18 protein-coding genes and 3 pseudogenes are annotated in these 25,041 nt (G+C 36.4%); 6 read left to right on the forward strand and 15 right to left on the reverse strand.

Annotated features, from left to right (window positions below; translation table 11 throughout):
• The first annotated feature begins 19 nt into the window (after positions 1–19).
• The 3 genes from H4J66_RS00305 (at position 20) to H4J66_RS00315 (ending at position 2,948) form a co-directional block, all read left to right on the forward strand.
• Positions 20–931, forward strand: coding sequence for a class I SAM-dependent methyltransferase (locus H4J66_RS00305; RefSeq protein ID WP_182169166.1), 912 nt, complete (start codon positions 20–22; stop codon positions 929–931).
• Between the two features lie 368 nt (positions 932–1,299).
• Positions 1,300–1,947, forward strand: coding sequence for a hypothetical protein (locus H4J66_RS00310; RefSeq protein ID WP_182169168.1), 648 nt, complete (start codon positions 1,300–1,302; stop codon positions 1,945–1,947).
• Between the two features lie 20 nt (positions 1,948–1,967).
• On the forward strand, positions 1,968–2,948 hold the full coding sequence (locus tag H4J66_RS00315) for a S9 family peptidase (protein WP_182169170.1): 981 nt from the start codon (positions 1,968–1,970) through the stop codon (positions 2,946–2,948).
• 277 nt (positions 2,949–3,225) lie between these two features.
• Here the strand turns inward: H4J66_RS00315 and H4J66_RS00320 are convergent, their stop codons facing one another.
• Both H4J66_RS00320 and H4J66_RS00325 read right to left on the reverse strand, forming a co-directional pair.
• On the reverse strand, positions 3,226–4,140 hold the full coding sequence (locus H4J66_RS00320; protein ID WP_182169172.1) for a sulfotransferase: 915 nt from the start codon (positions 4,138–4,140) through the stop codon (positions 3,226–3,228).
• Between the two features lie 8 nt (positions 4,141–4,148).
• The gene (locus tag H4J66_RS00325; RefSeq protein ID WP_182169174.1) at positions 4,149–5,741 is read right to left on the reverse strand and encodes a sulfotransferase; all 1,593 of its coding nucleotides are present in this window, start codon (positions 5,739–5,741) and stop codon (positions 4,149–4,151) included.
• A gap of 157 nt (positions 5,742–5,898) precedes the next feature.
• On the opposite strand from H4J66_RS00325, the gene H4J66_RS00330 reads away from it, so the two are divergent.
• Positions 5,899–6,669 carry a hypothetical protein gene (locus H4J66_RS00330; RefSeq protein ID WP_182169176.1) on the forward strand — a complete coding sequence of 257 codons (771 nt, stop codon included), beginning with the start codon at positions 5,899–5,901 and terminating at the stop codon, positions 6,667–6,669.
• A 152-nt stretch (positions 6,670–6,821) separates the two neighbouring features.
• On the opposite strand, the gene H4J66_RS00335 is transcribed toward H4J66_RS00330, so the two are convergent.
• The 4 genes and pseudogenes from H4J66_RS00335 to istA form a co-directional block, all read right to left on the reverse strand.
• Entirely contained in the window at positions 6,822–8,030 is a 1,209-nt protein-coding gene (locus H4J66_RS00335) for an IS256 family transposase (protein WP_182169178.1), read from the reverse strand.
• A 292-nt stretch (positions 8,031–8,322) separates the two neighbouring features.
• A complete protein-coding gene (locus H4J66_RS00340; protein ID WP_182169180.1) occupies positions 8,323–9,075 on the reverse strand; it encodes a SapC family protein in 753 nt (250 codons plus the stop codon).
• A 216-nt stretch (positions 9,076–9,291) separates the two neighbouring features.
• A pseudogene (gene istB / locus H4J66_RS00345) lies at positions 9,292–9,905 on the reverse strand (IS21-like element helper ATPase IstB).
• Positions 9,906–10,179: 274 nt separating this feature from the next.
• A pseudogene (gene istA / locus H4J66_RS00350) lies at positions 10,180–11,199 on the reverse strand (IS21 family transposase); the annotation flags it as partial.
• A gap of 257 nt (positions 11,200–11,456) precedes the next feature.
• Between istA and H4J66_RS00355 the strand changes: the two are divergent.
• Positions 11,457–12,491 (forward strand): annotated as a pseudogene (locus H4J66_RS00355) (IS630 family transposase).
• A 760-nt stretch (positions 12,492–13,251) separates the two neighbouring features.
• Here H4J66_RS00355 and H4J66_RS00360 read toward each other — a convergent pair.
• The 9 genes from H4J66_RS00360 to H4J66_RS20560 form a co-directional block, all read right to left on the reverse strand.
• Complete coding sequence (locus H4J66_RS00360) at positions 13,252–14,070, reverse strand: DUF1338 domain-containing protein (RefSeq protein ID WP_182169182.1); 819 nt, start codon at positions 14,068–14,070, stop codon at positions 13,252–13,254.
• Positions 14,071–14,274: 204 nt separating this feature from the next.
• Entirely contained in the window at positions 14,275–15,744 is a 1,470-nt protein-coding gene (astD, locus tag H4J66_RS00365) for a succinylglutamate-semialdehyde dehydrogenase (RefSeq protein ID WP_182169184.1), read from the reverse strand.
• A gap of 125 nt (positions 15,745–15,869) precedes the next feature.
• Positions 15,870–16,886 (reverse strand): arginine N-succinyltransferase, encoded by a 1,017-nt coding sequence (astA, locus tag H4J66_RS00370; RefSeq protein WP_182169186.1) that lies wholly within the window; start codon positions 16,884–16,886, stop codon positions 15,870–15,872.
• 105 nt (positions 16,887–16,991) lie between these two features.
• Positions 16,992–18,206: an aspartate aminotransferase family protein gene (locus H4J66_RS00375; RefSeq protein WP_182169188.1), complete on the reverse strand. Its 1,215-nt coding sequence runs from the start codon at positions 18,204–18,206 to the stop codon at positions 16,992–16,994.
• A gap of 335 nt (positions 18,207–18,541) precedes the next feature.
• Positions 18,542–19,687: an HDOD domain-containing protein gene (locus tag H4J66_RS00380; protein WP_182169190.1), complete on the reverse strand. Its 1,146-nt coding sequence runs from the start codon at positions 19,685–19,687 to the stop codon at positions 18,542–18,544.
• 115 nt (positions 19,688–19,802) lie between these two features.
• Entirely contained in the window at positions 19,803–20,387 is a 585-nt protein-coding gene (locus tag H4J66_RS00385; protein WP_182169192.1) for an aminodeoxychorismate/anthranilate synthase component II, read from the reverse strand.
• A 195-nt stretch (positions 20,388–20,582) separates the two neighbouring features.
• Positions 20,583–20,831 carry a hypothetical protein gene (locus H4J66_RS20025; RefSeq protein WP_259369021.1) on the reverse strand — a complete coding sequence of 83 codons (249 nt, stop codon included), beginning with the start codon at positions 20,829–20,831 and terminating at the stop codon, positions 20,583–20,585.
• 289 nt (positions 20,832–21,120) lie between these two features.
• Positions 21,121–21,804, reverse strand: a complete 684-nt coding sequence (locus tag H4J66_RS20030) for an alginate export family protein (RefSeq protein ID WP_259369022.1) — start codon at positions 21,802–21,804, stop codon at positions 21,121–21,123.
• Between the two features lie 497 nt (positions 21,805–22,301).
• A complete protein-coding gene (locus tag H4J66_RS20560; protein WP_182169194.1) occupies positions 22,302–23,480 on the reverse strand; it encodes an MOSC N-terminal beta barrel domain-containing protein in 1,179 nt (392 codons plus the stop codon).
• Between the two features lie 167 nt (positions 23,481–23,647).
• On the opposite strand from H4J66_RS20560, the gene mpl reads away from it, so the two are divergent.
• Positions 23,648–25,039, forward strand: a complete 1,392-nt coding sequence (gene mpl, locus H4J66_RS00400; RefSeq protein ID WP_182169196.1) for a UDP-N-acetylmuramate:L-alanyl-gamma-D-glutamyl-meso-diaminopimelate ligase — start codon at positions 23,648–23,650, stop codon at positions 25,037–25,039.
• The last annotated feature ends 2 nt before the right edge of the window (positions 25,040–25,041 follow it).

Below are 25,041 nucleotides of genomic sequence, written 5' to 3' on the forward strand. Positions count from 1 at the left end.
AATAACAGGAAGACTTAAAATGAACGAATGGGATGATTACTGGAGTCAAGGTAATGTGTCTTGCTTTCCGGATGCGCCAAAATTAAACAGACTATTATTAAAGGAATGGTCTGAAGCGTTTAGGTTAAATATTAAAGAGAACTCTTGTGCGGTTCTTGATTTAGCTTGTGGTGGAGGCTATTTAACTAACTTATTAGTAGAAGATTATAGAAATACAGATAAAAAAATTCAATTATCTCTTTCTGATATGTGTGATATTAATGTTCAGTCTTCAAGTGCTAATATAACTCTCCAATTATTTCCCAAAGTTAATAACGAATCACTTCCCTTTAATAAAAATACTTTTGATTTTATTGTTTCTAATTTTGGTTTTGAATATTCAGAAACGATACAAACAATTAATGAATTATCTAGAGTACTAAGCCATAAGGGGCGGTTTGTATTAAATTGCCATTATATTGATAGTCAAATTATAAAAGATTCTGTTGATATATCTAATGCGCTAATACTTTGGTTGGAAACAAGTAAAATACAAAGCATAATCGTAGATCTTTTTTCAAATAGCAATACAGCACGACAAATCGATAAAAATAAGGAGAGTAAGCTACTCATTGATGAATTTGTAAATATTAATAATAAAACCAACGGTGGAATTTCCAAAAGTGGTTTACTTGAAGCAATACTTCCTTTGTTAAAGAATAATATTCAGTTACTACCAACAATGGATGATTATAATACCTTAGAGCGTAACTATAAAAATTACCTAAAGCGTATTCAGGCTCAAATTAATGCTGCTTTAACAGATAAAAAATTAGTAACGATTAAAGAGCAGTTATTACTTAATAATATAATCTTAGATGAAGTAAAATATTTAACTTTAGATGATAAAATTGTGTCAGTTTATATACAAGGTAGTGCAAATTTTTGTTAACAAGCTTCTGAATATTTTAACAATTAATGAATTATTACACGATTTCAAAACTAAAAACATATAAAAGGAATAAAAATGAAAACATGGATAAAACTAGGAGTGTTTATATATTCGATGTTATTTACACAAGCTTCTTGGGCTAAAGTACTGATATTAGCGTAGAAAATCCCCTTGAAAATCATGAGTTTACAGCCTTACAGTTATCACCAAATGGTAAACATATTGCTGTATTGTCTGCTGTGGGGAATCGTAAGAATATTATTATTATGGAAACTAAAGGGCTTAAAAATATCTGTGCTGTTACTTCATTGAATAATCAAGATATAGCCGATGTTTTCTAGGCTAATGACAAGGATATTGTCTTCACAATGGACAGTGATGGTAATGAATCTTTTAGTTTATATAAAATTGATATTTCGAAAAATAAATCTAAAATTGTGTTGTTAGTAGGTTCAACGGTTGGGATATCAGGCATTAGTTCGGCTACCGTTGTGCATACTTTACCTGAAGATCCAGATAATATAATTGTTCAATATAATGGCCGTAAAATTAAAGCCGCAGACTTATATAAGCTCCCTCTAAGTAGTCGTTGGAATACTAAACGTAATAAAAACAACAAGATGAAACTTGTTGCGAAAAATCCAGGTAATGTACAAAGATGGTTACTTGATAATGCTGGTTATGTAGGAGGATCAACCACACTTAATGGGCTTGAAGGTAAGTTTCTTTATAAGGAGCAAGGGGTTAAGGAGTTTAAAGTTTTACAAGAGTTTAACCCTTTAGATGAAGGTTTTTCCCCAATTAGTTTTGATTTTGATGATAAAACCTTATTTGTTTCTTCAAATATAGGTCGTGATAGAGCTGCTATATATAAATACTCACCAGAAAAAAATAAGCTTGGTGAAATGGTTTTTGGTCATGATGAAGTTGATGTAACAGGGTTAATAATGTCTCGTCATCAGAAAAAATTGCTAGGCGTTATTTTACTTATGAATACCCTGAGTCTATTTATTTAGACAAAGCTACAGATAAAATAATGAAGGGGTTGCATAGTGCTTTTCCTAATAAACAGGTTAATATAACTAGTCAATCAAAAGATGAGAACTTAAATGTTTTATTGGTTAATGATGATCAAGACCCCGGCAGTTATTATTTATATAATCGAAAAACAGGTAGTGTTCATTTTTTAGTCTCAAGAATGGCTTGGTTAAAGCCTACTGATATGTCACCGATGAAACCCATTCAGTTTACAAGTAGAGATGGCTTGACTATTCATGCCTATATTACTACTCCTAAAGATAGTGATGGGGGAAAATTACCTCTGATTGTTAATCCTCATGGTGGCCCATTTGGAATTAGAGATGTGTGGGGATATAATCCTGAACACCAATTTTTCGCTAGTCGGGGATATGCTACCGTTCAAGTTAACTTTAGAGGCTCTGGCGGCTATGGTCGTAAATTTGAACAGGCTGGTTATGGCGGTAAGTGGGGCGCAGAAATGCAAAATGATTTAACAGATGCTGTAGAACATCTTGTTAAGGAAGGTATTACTGATGCTGATAACGTGTGTATTTATGGCGCAAGTTATGGCGGTTATGCCACCATGGCGGGATTAACTTTTACACCAGATTTATACACATGTGGTATTAATTATGTTGGTGTTACAGATGTGGGGCTATTATTCACTTCAATGCCAAAACATTGGGAGTCAGCTAGAGAGTTAATGAAAATTCAAATTGGTGATCCTGATGATAAAGCATTAATGGCTAGAATGTCACCTTTAGCTCATGTTGATAAAATTAAAGTACCTTTAATGATTGTACAAGGTGCTCGAGATCCTCGAGTGGTAAAACAGCATGCTACAGATCTTAGAGACGAGTTGGAATCTTTAGGTGTTAAATTATCAGATGATGAATGGATCATGAAGAAAAATGAAGGTCATGGGTTCCGTAAGGAAGAAAATAAAATTGAGCTTTACACCAAAATGGAAAAAATTCTGGCGAAGCATTTAAACTAGTATGCCTTAATGCGCTCTACTAGCTAAGACCTAAGCTGATTGTTGCCCTATTTTTAGGGTAGCTTATCAGCGCAGATTTGAGCTAAATTATTTGAGCTCAAATAATTTCTCACAAGTAATATTTATAATGTTTTTTCATCCACGGCACTTTTTATCTTGCTGGGCTAATGTAATTCACTGCAACGTATCATCCAATCTGACATGATTTTTCAAGTTAGTTCATATTATACTCATCTGACAGTTTTTTGAAGTGAAGTTATTAATGACACTATCACAGTTAATTACTAATATATTTAAGGTGTTTTTTATCGATTACATTGTTAATTTCTTTTGCATTCGATAAGAAAAGCTCCTTATTAATATTTGTTATAAGACAAGTTAATTTACTCATCTGAGGAAATAATAAATCAGCGTTTTTATGCCACTTATTATTTTGGGGTTTGGTTAGTGTAAACTCAGATAAAGGCAATTTATTGTTGGTTATATCGGTAAGATATTGATCTTTCTCTACACCAATAAACTCACATGTTTTTGTTATAACTTTATCAGGATTTAATATTAAGTCCTGATAGTTCACCACTTGCCATCTTTCGTTTGGTATTTCTTTTAATTCATTTAAAATAGTTTCGTTGCATACTTTCCACTGCCATGTTGCAATTTCTGCATTGCTTTTATTTTTTAGATCTGGCCAGTTTGGCAGAAGAATGAGAGACCAACGGTCTTTAAACTCCGGTAAGTTTGGATAGGTAATGAAGCTTTTTGAATTCCAAGCATCAAGAATACTGCTTATATTCTCTTTTGGATCTCTTACTAAATAGATGAATTTCGCATCTGGAAATACTTTATTTAAGAAACGTATACGTAAGGAGTTTTTTGGTGTCTTCTCTAAAAATCGAATAACGCCATCAGCCTGTAAAGAATAGGATTGCTTTTTTCTATTTATCAAAGCCTTTTGGAAATTTTGTTTTAACAAAGATATAGAGTATTCGTCACCATCATTTTCTGTTAATACATTGGAGATAGAATCCTGATAACCGGGGCAAAATTGAGGAATTCCTTCAATAACAGCATGGCTTTCTCCTCCAATAGTCCACAAGTCTTTTGCTTGTGCAAGTAATTCAAATAATAGGGTGCTTCCAGCCCTTGGTGCTGAAAGAATAATGATCGGTTGATTAAATATGTTAGAAGTCAAAATAAAACTCAATCCAGTTTAGATGGGTTGCCAACTAAAAGATTTACTTTATCTTCTAGCTCAGTGAATACAGGTAAATGTTGTGTTATGTAGGGCTGGTATTTTTTCCAAGAACCTATAGAACGAGCAGTAATAGGTTGCTTAACTTGGCTAACACTCGGAGTTAATACTAGTCGATCAGATTCATAAAAAGTTAGGCACTGTTTTTCAAAGCTTATTTGACAATAATCTAATAACCGCTTTATTTCATTTTCTGTGTCTGAAACTAACCTTTCGTAGCTCAATTGATATATTTGTTTGGGATATACAGCTTCCCAATGGTTCATTAATGATAAGTAACCTTTCCAGTAAAGTTCAATTCCTTTTAATGAGTATGAATAATTATGACCGTTACTAAAAAATTGTTTATAAACACTTAATGCGTTGTCTAAAGGATTTCTGACGACATTAATAATTTTGGCTTGCGGAAATAAAGTTTTAATCAGGCCTATATGGATGAAGTTATTTGGGTTTTTATCGATAACCATTTTCGCCAGTGTTGGTAAGTATTGTTTTACCTGTTGAGTGTATTGTTCAGCAAATTTCTGGGCTTGTTCATTTGTAATATTTTTCAATTTTTCAATATATCCTCCCATCATATCTAGTTCAAGCCCTATACGCTCAATATAAGGTAATTCATCAGTTGACTCAACTTCCGTATGACTTGCGAGTATTTGTTCAATTAATGTTGTACCAGACCTCGGCATACCAACAATAAATATTGGGGTGAACTCCTGGTTTGGTGTTTGAATCTCAGGTGGTATTATAAATTTAGAGATAAAATCATTAATCAGCTGTGAGTATAAATCTGCTTGAAATGGACGATAATTGGCCATTAATTGGTTGGCGAGATGGATAGATTCGAACGATTTTTCATATTGTTCTTGCTGCTCATGTATACGTCCCAGTGTAAATAATAATAATGATCTATTACCAGATGACAGTGTTTTACAATGAATCAATGATTGTATTGCTTCTTTGTCAGTGGATTTGAGTTTGTAATCTTTTAAATCAGCCAGACTCCAGTAACCAACAGCAGAGTGCAGAGGGAAATCTTGAATAAATTCGTGATAGAACTCTGCCGCTTTATCTGATTTACCTTTTGCTTTATATATATGGCCTAAATTTAATTTCACAAAAGGATCATAAAAACCGTTATTATAACAATTTAATAATAAGGTTTCAGCAAGGTATATTTTTCCTGATTTGAGTGCGTTTAGCCCTTTTTTATACTGAAATTGAATGTTTTGAGGTTCTGTAACTAAAAGTGCATCGAGAGTGTCGATTGCTTCAAAAAAAAGCTCTTTCATTTCGAGTATTTGAAGTTTTATTAGCAGCGTTTCTTTATTGTATTCATCGAGGAATAAGATGTTTTTTATTAATTTTTCACTTTGTAAATAATCATGATTTTTTATTGTTATTTTAAGTAAGATTACTGTGGCATCTATTTGTTCTGGGAATAGATTTAGTATTCCTTTTGCCGTAAACGAGGCCGCTTCAAAATGATTTTTTTTAAATGATTCGCTAGCTTGATATAGCAATTTAGATAGTTTAGGCTTCAAAAGTAATTTCCTATACTTGGAATTTTTTAATACTCAATCATATCGAATGACTGTTTTTTAGTAAATATAAAGATAGTTAAGATGCACGTAAACATTGATCTTTTTTAGAGTACTCAGTGCTCTCAATTACAAAGATATAGTTAATCACGGAACAATCATGTCAAATGAAGAAACAATAAAACCTTCAAGTAATAAAATTAGTACATATACAATCTCAGCACGAGGTAAGAGTAAATTAGTGCCAATAAAGGAATTTATTAGCTCAAATTTTGCTGATGTACCTTTGCCACAAATTGAGAGTGTTTTTGGTTTTGTGGAACGTTCATCACTATATGGAGGTAGAGCATTCCAAATAGAAGAACTGACAGATGGAGATGTTGTTAATTTAAATGAAATGAACATTGGTTTAAGAATTCCATTAACTAATCATTTTGTCGATCGAGACGAGTTTATAAACGCATCTAAAATACTTGAAAAGCATCATAATTCATTAAATTCAGTTATTTGTACAAATGATGATTTAGCTTTGTGGATCAGAGCTGAATATCCCTCTTATGAAATAGAGGCAAGTGTAATTAAAAATTTGACGACAAAAGAAAAAATTGCTGATGCCTTAGAAATATATAACACTGTGGTCTTGCCGATGAGTTCGAATGATAATGATCTATTACTTGATAGTATTGAAGATAAAAGTAGAATTAGGTTATTTGCAAACGCTGGTTGCGCTTATACATGTCCCGCAAAGATTTGCTACAAATCTGTCTCTAAAATGAATAAATTTCAGGGAGGGGAGTTTAAGTGTTCACAAACGATAAAAGCTAGGCAGTCAATGGGAATGATAGATTTTGAATTACAACGATTACAAAATAAAGGCTATCATAAATTTAAACTTTTACGAACACAGATTGGAAATCAGACAGGGTATTAATATGGAATAATTTATATGCTCTATTAGACTATAAAATATCGATGGGCTCAGTGTTGTATATCGAATAAATTTATTTCCGTCTGATGATTCAGCAATAAAAGTCGTTTATCTTGAGATAGGAGCCTGTAACAGATTTTGTGTAACTGCCCGTTTTAAATAAAGTCCTTTAACCGGTCTTCGAATTCAATCATAAATCGATTCAAGGCCGTTTTCCAGTTTCTTATCGGCATCGTCCATTTCTTGGATGCTGCATCTATCGCAAGGTAAACCATTTTTCTCGCTGAATCATCAGACGGAAATAACTTACGTTTTTTTATCGCCTTTCGAATAACACTGTTAAGTGATTCTATCGCATTCGTTGTGTAGATAGCTTTGCGAATGTCTTGGGGGTATTTGAATAACGTATTTAGGTTTGACCAATGTGCTCGCCAAGAACGACTGATTTGTGGGTATTTATCATCCCAACGTAAGCAGAAGTTATCGAGTTCAAGTAGTGCCTCTTCTTCTGTTACTGATTGATATATTTGCTTCAAATCAGCGGTGACAGCCTTGTAATCTTTCAAGGGAACATACTTCATCGAATTACGCACCATATGAACAATACAGAGTTGAACTTGGGTTTGAGGGAATACAGTATTAATTGCTTCAGGGAAACCTTTCAGGCTATCAACACAAGCAATCAGGATGTCATTTACCCCTCTATTTTGAAGCTCTGTTAATACGTTCAGCCAGAACTTAGCCCCTTCATTTGCCGATATCCACATACCTAACAGCTCTTTATGGCCTTCGATATTCACGCCTAAAGCCAGATAAATAGCTTTATTGATAACGTGTTTATCTTGTCTGATTTTTACAACCAAACAGTCGAGATAAACAATAGGATAGACTGAATCTAATGGTCTAGCTTGCCATTCAATGACTTGCTCTATCACGGCATTGGTGACACGAGATATCAATGTGGGTGAAATGTCAGCATCATACATTTCTTTGAACGTATCAACGATTTCCTTCGTTGTCATGCCTTTAGCATACAGGTACAAGATTTTATCGTCCATTGACGTAAATCGCGTTTGGTTCTTTTTGACTAATTTGGGTCCAAAACTTCCTTCTCTATAGCGTGGGGTTTCAAGCTCAACTTGACCGTCTTCCGTGCGAGTAGATTTCGAGGAGTAGCCATTTCGGCTATTGTTTGTGGTGGATTTCTCATGAAGTGCATAACCAAGATGTTCTTCAAACTCAGCATTTAAAGCGGCTTTAACGGTTATCTTTGTTAATATTCTACGAAAGTCGGTTAAGTCTTGCTCGGACTTAATACCTTTGGCTGCTTGCTTAGCAAATACTTCTAGTTCTTTCTTATTCATAGTCTGCCTATCCTAAACCCTATATGGGTATTAATGATAGGCAGTTATATAGATTTTGTTACAGGGTCTAGATGCGGCATTCAAGCAATGGACGATGCCGATAATAAACTGGAAAACGGTCTTGAATCAATTTATGATTGAATTCGAAGACCGTTTAAAGGACTTTATTTAAAATTGGCAGTTACACAAAATAGTTGCAGGGTCGTTAAATTTTGGCTTATTGCATTAACAGTATTAATAAGCCATAGTTTAGCCTCACTTTTTATATTTTAATTTATACAAATGATTGTTTTTATGAGTCAGCGGCAATGAATTTAATTTGTGTCAATGTGCTCTTTTTACTATCGTTGTTGTGCAGTTTAGCCAAGTACTGAATTTGATTTAAAGATCTCATCATCGCATGAATAGCTGATAACAAACCTCTTTTATGAAAGTCTAATATTTTACTTTCGTCTAACTGATGTAATTTTTTATCATTAATACCAAATAACCCTACAAGCTTTTTATTTTCATCATTGCTAAATGTCATAACTAATTCAAGCTCTATAAGTAGATCATTACTTATAAGCTCTTTAATGAAACCTTCAGTTAATACTTCATTATCGTAGAGTGCTCCTAATGACTCTCTAATATTTTTTAAATACTCGGTTTCATTGTTATCCGTATCAAATAAAGCATTATCTTTACTTTCGCCGACTAATACACTATCAATATCAATACATGTTGTTAGAGTATTTTCTTTTTCAGAATCTAAACCTAAACTAAATGGCACCATAGATGCTGATTGTGGAACATAAATAGCCTTCCATTCTTCATCAGTTAAATATAAATTTTCACCTGCTTGTATACCAAGTATGGCGACACTCCGATAATGGGACGATTCTGGTCTTTTTACTAATAAAATAGGAAAGCTAGTCGCTGCTTGTCTATATTCATTAATATGGATGGGTAATATATGTTGGTTAGCTATGTGCATTAAATTACGTTTTTTGGACACTTTTAATTTTTTACATTGTTCTTTTTTGACTGGGACGATACTAGCCATGAAGACCTCTATTATTTATCTGTTTAATACTTAGTTATGGTGGCTCATTTCATTGGTTTCAATGATTTCTTATGAATATATTCATTTAATATGTCAAGTTTTGATCTGGTAAACTTAATTCAGTCACCCTAGCTAAGCTGCGTAATACCATGATGCCGATCGCTCAATACCATTCAAACCGATCACTTTTTTGTCTGCCAGTAGACCTCGTAAAATCTAACTTGAGTGATCGGCATCAGTCAAGGAATTTAGTTTTTTTCGCATCGATTCACCTTTTAATTCTAACTTTATTGCTCCGTGAACAAGCCTATCTAGAATCGCATCAGCATGTGTCGATTCTCCTATCATTTCATACCAATTTTCTATTGGTAATTGACTGGCAATTAAAGTCGATTTTGTATCATATCTCGCATCAATTAATTCCAGTAAATCACTGCGTTGTTGAGCCGTTAATGGCTCTAATCCCCAATCATTTAAGATCAGTAAATTGGCAGAGCTAAGCTTATTGATCAGTTTTCGATAACTACCATCGGCTTGCGCTAAGAACATCTTTTCTAATAGCTCCTTGAGCCTAAAACAATAAACGCTACTCCCTTGTTGGCAGTGGTTTTGACCAAGAGCGCAAGCGAGGTAAGTTTTCCACAACCCGTTGCTCCCGTAATCAAAATATTTTGGTGAAGGTGAAGCCATTCACCTTGTGCTAATGAACGGATCTGAGTTTTATCGAGTTGTCGTGCTGCGCCATAGTTGAGTTGAGTAAGTGTGCCACCAACTCTGAACTTTGCTTCTCTAGTTAGGTGGTCAATTTTACGCTGGTCTCGCTGAGCTATTTCATGCTCAAGTAATAAACTTAGCCTGTCTTCGAAGCTTTGTTCAACGTATAGATTGGGTTGCTAAAATTGCTGTAATAGCGCATCACGTATGCCGTTTAGCTTTAAGTGACTTAACTGGTTATTGACTTGTTGATTGATATTTTTCATCAGATTTCCTTTAGTTTGTGAGTTTTATTAACGGTAATAGTTGTTGCCGCGGATATTTTTATGATCAATATCTTGTAGTAAATCACCTTGAGCTTATGGTGAGGGGTTGCTTATCCAAGCCTTTTTCTAAGATGGTTTTTACTTGTTTTACCAATGTGTAGCTGTAAGCCTGTGTGGATAAAGGTTTGAGTGCAGGTCTATCGATAGTGTCAAACTGACTGAGCTTTGAGCCAGGATGCTTTTTCATTTTCCTCTGATTTAAACCAACCAGTAATTATTGTATTTTCACGTTCAATTGACGCAAGCTAAAGATGGTTTCATTGCGAAGGTGTGCCATTATCCAACGTTCAACAATTTGCACACCCACTTCAGCCTTAGCTTTATCTTTTGGTCTATAAGGTCTAGCGGGCACAATCACCATATCGTAATGTGTCGCTAGTTGTTGGTAGGTTGGGTTTAAGTTAGGTTCATATCGGCAGTGTTTGGTGACAGCACTTTTAAGGTTGTCAGGAATTATCAGCTCAGGTACACCGCCAAGAAACTCAAAACAACGAGCATGACTCATCACCCAATTTTCGAGTTTCTGGCTGTAAGTCGCTTCAGCATAGGTATAATTTGATGCTCCCATGACCGCGACGAACACTTGTGCAGTTCGGCATTCGCCTGTACTTCTATTAACAATACTCATGGTTGGGCCACAGTAACCCACAAACAGTTTTTCACCTGCTTTATGGTTTTGTCGCATCGAGCTTTTTTGGCATTTAAGCCACGCCTTGTACTGGCAGCAGAAATGGGTATAACTGTAAAATCCTTCCGCATGTCGCTCTTTGTATTCCTCCCAAAGCAATAACAACGTCATGGTTTTAGGCCGAAGTTCTTGCTGAACTAACGACCCGTCAGGAATGGTAAAGCCTTTTAATCGAGGTTTTGTTTTGAAAAACGCTTGTTGTAGAGAGTGATCATACCACTTCTCATAAAGCGGCCAGCAAGTAATATCTAGCTCTGCTGATTTACAGGCATATTTAGACACGATTGAGGGTGAAACAGATAAGCTTTGTGCTATCTGACGATGATTGAGTTTACAGCCGTATTTTAGTCTTAAAATTTCTTTAAGTTTATGCATTGAAATAGGTGCCGTTAGCATGGTCATTCTCATCATCAAAAATCAAAAGAATAACGGTTAAAAACACCTACTGGCTAGACAAAGAGTGTGAATATTTAACGATACTATTCAAGCCGATCACTCAATACTATTTTAACCGAGAAGTGATCGGAATCAATGGTATTAGGTGATCGCGATGCATGAGAATATGCACTCCAACCCACAACTTTACGGGAGTATATACCTGTGATCATCGTAGACGCTTGATTTTATCTTCAATGAGGATCATGCTAGTCACAATGAAAATGATACTGACTAGCCTCCAAAAAAAAGCACTCAAAATTCAACACGATACAACACGTGATGGTCGAGTACGTGACCACATCAAGTCAGTTATCCATGCGAGTAATGGTTGGAGTTTTGAGGAAATTGCTGAAGCACTACTTATTCCCGAAACAATCGTTCGACAGCACATAAAATATTATATTCACTCATATAAATTAAAGCCTGAAAATGGCGGTTCGATAAGTCAATTATCAATAGAGCAAACACAACAGCTCGTTAAGCATTTAGCTCAAGTGACTTATTTACATACTCATCAAATTTACAGTTATATCAAACAGATTTACGACATCGTTTATTCAGTGCTAGGCTTGAATAAATGGCTACATAAAAACGGATTTAGTTATAAACAGCCCAAGGGGGTGCTTCATAAATTTGACACAGAAAAACAAGAGGCCTTTATTGTGAAATATAAAGAGGTCAAAACCTCATTAGTACAGAAGGATGTTTTATTCTTTATGGATGCTGTTCATTCAACACAAGCCACTAAAGTAAGTTGTGGATGGATACTAACTGGCGTTGATAAAATAATTAAAACCACAGGCAGTCGAACCCGACTAAATATTGTTGGTGCAATTAGGCTAGGCCATCTATCAGATACAATTACAGCACAGTATAAAGCGGTAAATGGTGAATAAATAATAGATTTTTTCGATCAGACCAGAGCGTTTTATGCGGATAAGGAAAAAATCAGTTTAGTATCGGATGGTGCAGGATATCATCGCTCTCAAACAGTAAAAGATAAAGCTGCAAAGGAGTTAGGCATAATTCTTCATTATCTACCTACTTACAGTCCTAATTTGACCCCGATAGAGCGGCTATGGAAAGTCATGAATGAAAAAGTGAGAAATAACCAATATTATGCCACGGCAAAAGCATTCAGGCGAAATATAGATAAATTCTCTGATGCTATCCTGCCAAAGATTGGTGCTAATTCGAATGGTAGAATTAATGACAATTTTCAGCTGTTCAGCCAAGTATCTTCAAGTTGATTTTGTTTTTTTTCTGTGGTTAATTGAAAAGATCAGCGTATTGATCTCCTTCTTAATGTGTTTAGCATAATACTTATTGCCACTAAATTTAGCGATGTGTTTGATTAACACAATCATTTATTCATGGATATGACCATCAGTACTATTATCTTTATATCTTGATAAGTATAGTAATTATTACTTTTAATACTTACGACTTTACACTCCATCTCAAGGCGTTTTACTTGCGCTTTAATTTTCTGATTTCTTCCTAACGTGTGTCAGTTTGCTGTTGCCGCGCAAAGGGGGCCCATCATAACTATCCGCTTGTGTGATCGAATGAGCAAGCATATTGGTATCAACGTTTCGATTTATAGCGGCTTCAGCTTGATGATGGTTTTTATCAAAGATTAAAACTATAGTGTCGATTTTAAATTTTTGTCTTCATTGCGTTTTTATAATGCAGGTTTAGGTGTTGTGACTTGAAATTTTGTTATATGAACATTTTTTTGCTATCAAATGTTGTGGTTAAGCCACAATACTGATGCCTTGAACTTGCAGTATTATTGGATATTTGACGAATACGAGAGAATGAATTATTAGCATTATGTTAAAAGATAATAAAAACTTAATCTCTGATGATTTGGCTATCAAACTGTATTACGCAGACAATAACCTGAAAAGCGGCCTTGAATCAATTTAGGATTGAATTTAAAGGCCGCGAAAAGATTTTATTTAAAACGGGTGATTATATAAAGTCTAGGATAGAGTAGTTTTGTAACTAAGCAGCGTTGGTACTTTCAAATATCTTATCTGCAGAAGCTGCAACAAAACCAGCATATAGCTCGCCAGAATTTAATGGGTATCGCTTAGCAAATTCATAAAAACAGCTAGGGATCTCTACTTCTCCATCTGAAAATTTAACAATAGCTTTATCTGCCATGGTCGACGATTGTTCAAGTTTAACGAGTGAGTCGCCTTTGATTTCACCGCCGTTAGTGTTTAATAAAAACCCACCTGCTTTAACGGCGCTATTTACCTTTTCAATAGTCGAAAAGTTATCTAGGTGATTGATACTAACCGTAAAGTGGTTTGCACGGTAACCCCAAGCAGCCACCCAAGCAGCATATTCACTTTCTGCTAACAACGTTTGGTACTCTGCTTTGCTTACTTGCCAATGGGTACCAGAATACAAGAAACTACTCTGGGCAACCTTCTCATCGTCTATAGCACTAACCATTTTTTCGATAATGTTTTGAACATTAACTGAAAATTCTTTGACGCGTAACTCACTTATAAAAACTTTTGGCAAGCTAGCATCACTGTGTTCAAAATGTTTTGCATTAAGTTTTTTACTTGAAAAGTCATATTCACCAGAATATTTATAACCTAGCGCTATTAAGATAGCGGCTAATTTATCTAAATTTACCTTCGCACTATCAAAAGTTCGATAAGCAACATGATCGTTGATTAAATCGCCTCCTGAGCTAAGTAAGTGATGAATTTTATCGGCAGAAGGCGTAACTTCAATATAGTTTTGCCAAATGTTAGCGAACAAGTCAGTAACTTGCTGGTGTTGAATTGAATTAATATTTGTCATGTAAATATCCGTAGTAGGAGTTGGTAAAATTAGTGATTAATGAATAGTTAAAGAGAGGCGTTCATTTTAAAAGGATTTATGAAAATGCGAGTCACTACTAACTATTCAGGCTAAATGGCTAGATTTGATCTATATTCTTAAAAAAGCTGGGACGAAGCCCAGCTTTGATCATTAACTTATTAGCGTACATTGCTGTAAATGTGCCTAAATGCTTAAGCCTGGGCTTAATGTTGCTGGTAATGACACTTTAGGTGCTTCGACAGAGGCTACTGGGTAAGCACAGTAATCAGCTGCATAGAATGCACTTGCTCTATGATTACCACTTGCGCCAATACCACCAAATGGAGCCGCACTACTTGCGCCAGTAATCGGTTTATTCCAATTAACAATGCCTGCACGTATTCTACGGAAAAAGTGGTTATATAAATCTTCACTGTCACTTAATAAGCCAGCAGATAAACCAAATGAAGTATTGTTTGCTTCATTGATCGCCGCGTCGAAATCTGTGTAACGGTATACTTTTAATAACGGACCAAAATGCTCATCATCGGGCATAGCTTTAATCGATGTTACATCAACAATACCCGGAGAAATAAAACCTGTACCTACTTCTAAATGCTTCATTTCAACTAATGATTGTGCACCTAAATCTAGTAACTGTTGCTGTGCAGCAACAAGACTTAACGCTGCTTTTTCAGAAATCATTGAACCGATAAAAGGTTGTTCTTCATCGTCAAAATAACCTATTTTAATCGCTTTTGTCGCTTCAATAAGCTTTGTGATAATAGCATCACCTTGTTCGCCTGCTTCAATAAATAAGCGTCTTGAACAGGTACAACGCTGTCCTGTAGTAACAAAGGCTGATTGAATAATATCATGCACTACCGCTTTAACATCGCTAATATCTTTAACGATTAGTGGGTTATTTCCACCCATTTCTAAAGCTAAGATTTTACCGGGTTGGCCGCCAAATTGTTCATGTAATAAATGGCCAGTATTTGAACTGCCGGTAAAAAACAAACCATCGATTTGTGGATGTGAAGCAAGCGCTTTGCCTGTTTCAACTTCACCTTGTACGAGATTTATGACACCGTTTGGTAAACCCGCCTGTAACCAAAGTTTTAAGGTTTCTTCAGCAACTTTTGGTGTTAATTCACTTGGTTTAAATACAACCGTGTTACCCGCTATTAATGCAGGAACAATATGACCGTTAGGTAAATGACCAGGGAAGTTGTAAGGACCAAAAATGGCAACAACACCATGAGGCTTATGACGTATCATTGCTTTTGCGCCAGGCATTGGGTTTTCAACAGTACCCGTTCGCTCATTGTTTGCTTTGACAGAAATCGCTATTTTACCCATCATAGCGCCAACTTCTGTACGGGTTTCCCAAAGAGGTTTACCTGTTTCTTCGGCTATGGTTATTGCCAGATTTTCTTTGTTCTCGCCAAGAAGTACAGCAAATTTTTCAGCAATAGCAATACGTGCCTCTAGGCTCATGTCTGCCCATGACTCAAACGCCGCTCTCGCACTTTTTACCGCAATATCAACTTGTTCTTTAGAAGCAGACTTTCCCTGCCAAATAACTGTGTTTCTTGCTGGGTTTAACGAGCTAACATCGTGACCTAAACCTGCTTGCCACTGACCATTAATTAATTGTATTGCTTTTGACATTTTTCTGTCCTTATACTTTGCGACGTTACCAGGTGATATGAATAAATCACCTAATGAACTAATTATTATTTCACTGCGCGCTGCTCAGTGAAATAAAATGATTGCTTAGAGAATCAAGGTTTACTTTAATTGCGAACTAAGCGTACAAAATCACCTTCATTTACATGCAGTGCTTTAGCGATATCGTCTGACATTAACACCTGTTCAGCAGTTGCTCTTAGCGATACCTTCGCTTGAACCGCTCTAAAACCTGCAACTTTTGTGTTACAAATAATAAAATTAGCTTTATCATCTGTCTCACCAATAATGACTTGATACTTGCCACTATTTCGGATTGTTTTAACTTTGGCTGTTTGTGCTTCAACCGTGGGGCCGCCATCAAAGATGTCAACGTATCCGCGGCGGGCAAAACCTTCGGCTTCTAATAATCGCAAGGCAGGTAATGTCTTAGGATGAACTTCGTTAATCACTTTTTGTGCATCTTTGCTTAATAAACTGACATAGATAGGATGCTTTGGCATTAACTCAGCGATAAAGACTTTTTTACCAATACCGGTTAAGTAATCGGCTGTTGGAAAGTCCATCGAAAAGAAATGCTCTTCTAACCAATTCCAAAAAGGAGAGCGTCCTTCTTCATCAGATATACCTCGCATCTCAGCGATAACTCTGTCTGCAAAGCGCTCCTGATGTTCAGCCATAAACAAAAAGCGACAACGAGACAGAAAACGGCCATTTTTATTTTTTCGGTGACTCTCACCCAAAAACAAAGTACAAATTTCAGATGCACCCGTGTAGTCATTACACAGTGACAATGTTTCTACGGTATTATAAATGCCTAACTCACGAGAGTTATGGACGACTTTACCTAAATGATAATGGTAAAAAGCATCTTCTAAACCTACAGCGGCTTCAATTCCACTTGTACCAACAACCTGGCCTGTATCAGTATCTTCCATTACAAACAGATAACCTTCGTTAGACGGGTGCGACACATCTTTATCGAAAGAATACTCAGAATGGGCGATACGTTGCTTTAATAAGCCTTCATTGACAGGTAGTGATGTAAAACCGTGTCCTGATTCTATCGCAATACGATGTAAAGAGTCATAATCGCTCGCTTGAATAGGGCGTATAATAATCATAGAAAGATCTCATTTTTTACAAAGAAAAATGAAATTGCAGTCATTTTAGAAAAATAACTACAATTTCAACGGTATAATTGTTTTATTAAGGTAATTTAACAATGACTATTTTGCTAGTTTAGCAACAGCTTTTTCAAAACGCGCTAAGCCTTCATCAATATCAGCATCTGGAATAACTAATGAAGGAGCAAAACGAATAATGTTTGCGCCAGCAACTAAGGTCATAACACCTTCTTCTAAAGCTGCGTTTAAAAAGTCTTTTGCTTTGCCATGATACTGCTCGGTTAGTACCGCACCAATTAACAAGCCTTTACCACGAATTTCTTTAAATACTTTGTGCTTAGCGTTAATTGCGTTTAAACCTGCAACGTAGCGTTTTGCTTTTTCTTTTACACCATTTAGAATTTCTGGCGTATTAACCGTATCAAATGCAGCTTCAGCTACAGCACAGGCTAATGGGTTACCACCATAAGTACTGCCGTGAGTACCTATTTTAAGGTGTTTAGCAAGTTCGGTTGTTGTTATCATCGCGCCGATTGGAAAACCACCACCTAATGCTTTTGCGGTTGTTAAAATATCTGGTACAACATTTACACCCATATAAGCATATAAATCGCCAGTACGGCCAACACCTGTCTGCACTTCATCAAAGATTAGTAAAGCGTTATGTTGATCACAAAGTTCACGAACACCTTCAATGAACTCTTGTGTCGGAGAAACTAAACCACCTTCACCTTGTAATGGTTCAATCATTATGGCACAAGTTTTATCAGACATAATTGCTTTTAGTGCTTCTAGATCGTTGTAATCAACGTGATCTATATCACCAGGCTTAGGGCCAAAACCATCTGAATAAGCTTTTTGTCCACCGACAGTAACGGTAAAGAAAGTACGGCCATGAAAACCTTGATTAAATGCAATAATTTGTGTTTTGCCTGCGCCATGAACGTCAAGTGCCCAGCGACGAGCTAACTTAAGGGCTGCTTCATTTGCTTCAGCGCCCGAGTTGGCAAAGTAAACTTTATCTGCAAAAGTATGATCAACCATTTTTTTAGCTAAACGTAAAGCGGGTTCATTCGTCATTACGTTAGATAAGTGCCAAATTTTATCAGCTTGGTCTTTTAATGCGCCAACCAATGCTGGGTGACAATGGCCTAAACAGTTAACAGCAATACCGCCAGCAAAATCAATAAATTCACGGTCTTGTTGATCCCAAACACGAGAGCCTTTACCACGTACAGGGATTACCGTTGACGGCGCATAGTTAGGTACCATTACGTCATCAAATAATTTACGGTCTACAGGAAAATGGTTAGTCATTGTTCACACCTCAAGTTATTAAACACTGCTGTGCAGTGTATCTTGGCATTACCGCAAAATAGCTCAGCAGGTAAAAACCTTATATTAGTTTATTTTTCAGCAGACATAAAAATGATGAAGCTAAAAATTAGGCGCTAAGTATGACAGAGAAAACAAGTACTGTCTTGCTCAAAATGACTGCAGACCTTATAAAACAAAGGCTTGCCATGTTTTATTCAGTATAGATGCATAACTATATAAAGAGAGTTTTATAGGCTTACTAACGGAATTGCTCGTGAGGTAACGAACACAGTGGGTTATTAACAATAGGTAAACTTTTCATAATTAATCAAAAATTATTTAAAATTTAATTTTATGTGATCAATGTCGCTTTTCTTTAATAAATTGATCTCTTGTGGCGTGATTCGTACTGTTGTTAACAGTAACTTAGCTTCATCATTACTGATTAAATCATCTTTAGCTAAGCTTCTAAAAGCAACATACGCTTTTGCTTTGGTGACTATTTGCGCTAGTGGGCACATTTTTTCTAATGTTTCTGTGTAGGCAAGATCAAATATAGCTTCGGTAATTTGCAAGCGGTCTAGACGCATCAACTCCACTAAATCTGCTGATATCTTGCTACTGCGTGTTATTAGCTGTTCGATTAATAAGTCTGGTGAAGCGTCAAAGGCAACTAATGTATCATGAAGTTTTTTATCTTTATTCTCGTAAGCAGCTTTTAATTCTGCGGTATGTAACTCACTGTAAGTGGTTAAAAAGCAGCGAGAAACAGCGATTAGTCCTAGGTGACTAAACATGCCAGCAGCAAAAGCCGAAAATTCATCCATACCTGCTTTTTTAGCCAATACTGAGGAAGACATGGCAACAGCCAAACTGTCATTCCAAAGTTTTCTTTTCATTAACGTGTAAGGAGCCGTGCTATTAGGTAACCAATGTTTGAGCATAAAGGTTGGCATGACTAACTTTAAATTGTCTAAGCCGATATAACTTAATGCTAAACTTGCGTCAGTAACTTGGACATCGGCCCGTTTACGATACTGTGGTTTATTAACCAGATTAATTAGCTCATTGGCTAACCAAGGCAATGATTTAGCTAAAGGAATAATACGATTAATCGAAGCGGCGCGCACTGACAATATCTCCATAATACTGGGAATGGCATCTTCAATTTTTAATATTTTATTGTAGAGATTTTCTTTGTTATCAAATTTTTTGTTTACTTCAGTGGTCACATGGGTAAAAAATTTAGCCATGACTTGCTCAGTAAAAAAACTTTCTCCGTGGGCCTGAATGATTTTATTTTTATTTGCTTCTTCTTCAACCGCAAGTAATTCTCTGCGGCGATTAGCTTGTTCGCTGTTTTGATGGACAGCAACAGACACTTTTCCACTTTGTTTTTCAGCAAAGCCTTTACTGATCATTAAGCTCATCGCTCTTTTATAAATTGGCGCGACTAAGTCGTTGTTTTCAAATATCTGCATGAGCTAATAGGGTGTTTTCCAATAAAGTTGAACTTGAATAGTCTTTATCGGCGACCTACACAAAAGTATGAATGATAACAAGTGAGGGTGATCGCCTGACGCTAATTTTCTTGTTTTATCTGCAGTGAGTAATAAAGTTCTTCAGCAACATCATGCCTTGTTCAGTTAAAATCGATTCAGGATGAAACTGTACACCTACAATAGGCAATTTTTTATGGGCTAAGGCCATAATTTCATTGTTTTTACCCTGTTCATCTTTGCTCCAAGCCGTTACTTCAAGGCAATCAGGCAAAGTGTCTTTATTAACAATTAATGAATGATAGCGAGTCACAGTTAAAGGGTTATTTAACTGATGGAATAAGCCACTTTCGTTATGTTTTATTCTGCTTGTTTTCCCATGCATCACGACAAGTGCTTTTTCAATACTTGCACCAAAGTGTTGAGCAATACACTGATGACCTAAGCAAACCCCTAAAATTGGCACTTTACCAGCAAAGTGTTTAACTATCTCTAATGATAATCCCGCTTCATTTGGAGAACATGGACCTGGAGAAATAACAATATGCTGGGGTGATAATACCCTAATTTCAGCTAAAGTTATTTGGTCATTTCGCGCAACGACGACCTCTTGCCCTAATGCTTGGAAGTAGTGTACTAAATTAAAAGTAAAAGAGTCGTAATTGTCGAGCATTAATAACAAAATAGTCCCTCGGGTAGGAAGATAATAAACGCGGCTATTCTAATCGCTCGTCATTGACAATTCATTATATATTTTTACTTTGCTGCTTTACTGTTGTTTTTGTTGGTTTTTTAATAACATAACAGGCACCCCAGATAAAAAAGGCTGATACTTATGTAACAGCCTTTAATTAATATGATGTTCAAGCGTAAGTTTCTAGAACTTAGTTGCAACTTGTATCCATAGTTTGCTGGTATCCCTACTCAATTCATCAGCACTGTAATGGGCAAACTTTACCAGTAAGTCGTAATCCTTTTTAAAGGTATAGGCAGCGACAAGATCTAATTCTGTACCATAATCTATATTGCCTTCATTTGACGATAGGTCATGGAATGTTGCCGCTAACTTAACTCCGGCCAATTTTGTTTTAACGCAAATGTATGTATCTTCAACACCATTTGGCATGCCAGTACTGCCACCAGTATTTAAGAATTTATCTGAAAAGCCTTGGAATTTATGTAAGGTCGCAAAAGGTGTGCTAAATGCGGCTTTAGCGTTATCACTGCCTAAAACCTCAATGCCTGCTAGTAATGTAACTTGACCTAAGTCAGTCGCTATCTCAGCATTGTAATTTACGGCGTTATCACCGGCGTCGCTTTGTATCGCTCACTTAAGTTAACACTTACCGCGCCAAATTTATCCTTGTAAAGTGCGCCGACGGTACTTGAAGACATTGCATGTGCTCTATCAAAGTCTAATACATAAGCAAATGCTGATATTTTGTGTCCGTATTTATTTTGTAGGTAGCATTCGCAAAATGAAACGCACCTGAAAGATCGTCACCTTTTTTGTCATCGCCAAAAATGCGGTTTGCGTTATAGATGTAGCTGTAATCCAGGGAAAGTGCAGCGCTTGCGGTATATTCAATTCGGTAACCGTCATAGGTTTGTTCATTTTGACGCCAGCCAACACCACCAATAAAACGCTGGTTATTATGTAAAATACGTTGGCGACCTGCTGTTAATTTTACTTTTCCGCTACGGTATTGTAAAAAAGCCTGGTTAACGTCGGTTATTTCAGGGTCAGCAACAACAGCATCACTGCCAGAGTAATCAAAGGTTAAGTCATTATAATCATCAACAATGGCGGTTACATTATCAACCTCAAGGCCTAGCGACCAGCTTTTATAATCACCTGTTTGTAGGGTCAGGCGAGACTTTACTGTTAACGCTGTTGCATCTTTATCTGTGGCGCCACTTGCGCCGTCTTCATCAACACCTTCATAGTGGGCGCATAAACTCAGCTTTACTTTACTGTCTGTAAGTGCTTTTTTAATACCTGAATTGATTGGCGCATCGTCTGCCATTGCAAAAGGCGCAGAAATAATAGAGCTGGCAATTAAAGGCAGTGATAATTTTTTTTTAGTAAATTTCATCATGTATATCCTATCTGTTTTTATGTATGTTTCTTGCGGCTCGATACACGTTATTGCGAGCCAATGAGGAGGTCACACACAGTGAAGTTATTTAATGTGGTTAAGTTTTTATTTCTTGAGAACTCATTAATGGGCTTATTTTGTCACTTTGCTAAAATGCAAAGTTTGATTTAAATCAAGTTGTCATTTGTCTAATGGTGCAGCTGTTTTATTGTTGATTTACATCAAACATCAGCGTGATACTGCTAGAGGGGATTAAAAGTAGAATGATAAAATGCTAGATATATAGCAGATAAAATATAGTAAAGAGGATTGAATTATCTCAGCGCTAAAGTAAAGCATATCCGCTTATTAAAGCTTGTTCATACACGGTTAGTTATAAAAAAAAGGCGAGCCGTTAAAAAGTGAACGGTATCGACTGCAGCTCACTTTAATCACGTTAGGGTATATGTATCGAAGGTTTATCGGGTATTATTCTTTTTAATAAGAGCCGTTGCTTATTATTTTTTTGCTAGCACTAAGTCTGATTGTGGCACTGAGCTACAAGCTAAAACAAAGCCTTGCTCTTTCTCGTCGTCACTTAAACCGTCGTTAGCTAATTGTCTAACATCACCATCTATTAGTTTTATTTTACAACGACCACACATGCCACCACGACATGAATAGGGTAGTAGCATTCCTGCTGACTCACCTTGTTCTAAAATAGAGTCTTTTGTGTTACCAATAACGTTTTTGTTCCATGACTCAAAGTTTAAATTAACTTTTCCTTTACGCATTTTTTTTGGCTCCTTGTTAACACTGGCTTGTGTAGGCGTTTTTTTGTTAGCTGCTTTTTTTGTTGGCTTGGGTATAAATATAGGTGGATTTTGCTTCTTTAAAATAACAATTTCATCACCTTGCTGAATACTCCCTTGATTAAGTGCAATTAAATTTTGCCCAAACATCACATCTCCACTAGCCACTTGTCGGTAGTTTATTAAGGTTGTTAGCGGTTCTTGCTGTGGATGATTTTCGGCATTGTTAGGGTTCACTGTAGTGAAAATGCAACGAGAACAAGGCTTGGTTACTTCAAATTCAACCTCGCCAATACGAATATGCTGCCAAGTGTCTTCGGCGTAGGCATCGCAGAGGTTAGCCACAATATTAGGTCTAAATTGTTTCATGGTAATCGCAGGGATTGATTGTTGAATTAGCCGGTTATTTAAATCATCGAGTGAGGCCTGAGAGGTAAGTAATAGTGGATAACCGTCAGCAAAAGCGATTTTTTTATGGCTTTTGCTAACTAAACGCTGTGATTTGTGACCAAAATAAAGAAGCTGGCAAGGTTTTTTTAGGAATTGGCTGAACCATAAGTCAAAGTTTTCATGGCCATACTGTGCTTGTATATCATCTTGCCATACCGTTACTTTTTTATAGGTGGGTGACAATTCTTGATAAAGTACATGTAGCGCTGGCATATCTGGAGCGGTTAATATTAAGCCCTGTACAGATAAATTAACCTTAATAAGGCAAAGTGTTGGTTCAGTGCGAGCGGTTATAAATTGGCCATTTTTATCTGTTATAACAAAACGGCGGTCAAGGCTCAAGCCCAAGTCATCAACCCAACTAGTCGATAATGAGATACCAGCAGCCGATTTAATCGGGTAAATATGGAGTGATTGTAGTGAAGGTGATCGCACGTCGCATCCTTTAATTTAGTATAGCTATGCATACTTACTAAATTAACAAGTCATTGCAATGCCTTTTTACTTTCTTATCAGGTATATTATCAGAGATTATTTTGATCTTATTTTTATTACTGGTTGCCACAACAATGCCAAGGTAACCAAGCTTTAACGGACATAACATGCATATTCACATTTTAGGTATTTGCGGCACATTTATGGGCGGTATTGCCGCTATTGCAAAACAGCTGGGTCATCGTGTTTCAGGTTGCGATGCTAACGTTTATCCGCCAATGAGCACACAACTTGAACAATTAGGTATTGAATTAAAACAAGGCTACTTAACAGAACATTTAAAAGATGAGCCTGATTTAGTGATTGTTGGCAACGCCATGTCACGCGGCAATGTTATGGTTGAATACGTACTTGATAGAAATATCGCCTACACGTCTGGCCCGCAGTGGTTATTAGATAATGTTTTAAAAGACCGTTGGGTCATCGCTATTTCGGGTACTCATGGTAAAACTACCACCAGCTCTATGGTTGCGTGGATTCTAGAGTATGCCCATATGAAACCAGGCTTCTTAATTGGTGGTGTACCACAAAATTTCGATTGTTCGGCACGTTTAGGTGACGCCCCCTTTTTTATCATTGAAGCCGATGAATACGATACCGCCTTTTTTGATAAGCGCTCTAAGTTTGTTCATTATCGTCCGCGTACCTTAGTGATTAATAACATGGAGTTTGATCACGCTGATATTTTTAATGACTTGTCTGATATACAACGCCAATTTCATCATCTCATTCGCATGGTGCCAAGTAACGGACTAGTGTTGTCACCTAAAAATGAATCAGCCATCACTGAAACTTTAACGCAAGGTTGTTGGACATCCACCGAATTTAGTGTTGACAATAAATTTAGTAAAGCCGGCTGGTATGCGGAAAAACTTATTGGCGATGGTAGTGAGTTTATTGTCTATTTTAAGGATGAAATACAAGGCACCGTAAAATGGAATTTAATTGGTGATTTTAATATCGATAATGGTTTAATGGCTATTGCCGCTGCTCGACATGCCGGCGTTCCTAGCCATGTTGCTATTGATGCACTCGCTGAGTTTATTAATCCCAAAAGGCGTTTAGAGCTGCGCGGTGAAGTAGGGAAGGTGCGTGTATTTGATGATTTTGCCCATCATCCCACCGCTATTGCTAAAACGTTAGCTGGTGTTCGAGCGAATGTAAGTGCTAACGGTGAAGGCGATCAATTATGTCGCGTAATCGCGGTATTAGAACCAAGATCTAACACCATGAAATCAGGTGTTCATAAAGACACTCTCCCAGCATCATTAGCACAAGCAGACGTTGTCTATTTATTTCAAGATGAGCAAGTGCAATGGTCGGTAAATACACTGATTAAAGAATGCCGACAGCCGTGTTTTGTTGAAACAGATATCGATGTTTTAGTGAGTCATATCGTTAACAACTCACAAGCAGACGATACTATCGTCGTAATGAGTAATGGTGGATTTGGCAACATTCACCAAAAAATATTAGATCAATTAGCAAATAAAGGATAGTT

It is taken from the genome of Colwellia sp. MB3u-55 (assembly GCF_014076785.1).
In the GTDB taxonomy this organism is placed as follows: domain Bacteria; phylum Pseudomonadota; class Gammaproteobacteria; order Enterobacterales; family Alteromonadaceae; genus Colwellia_A.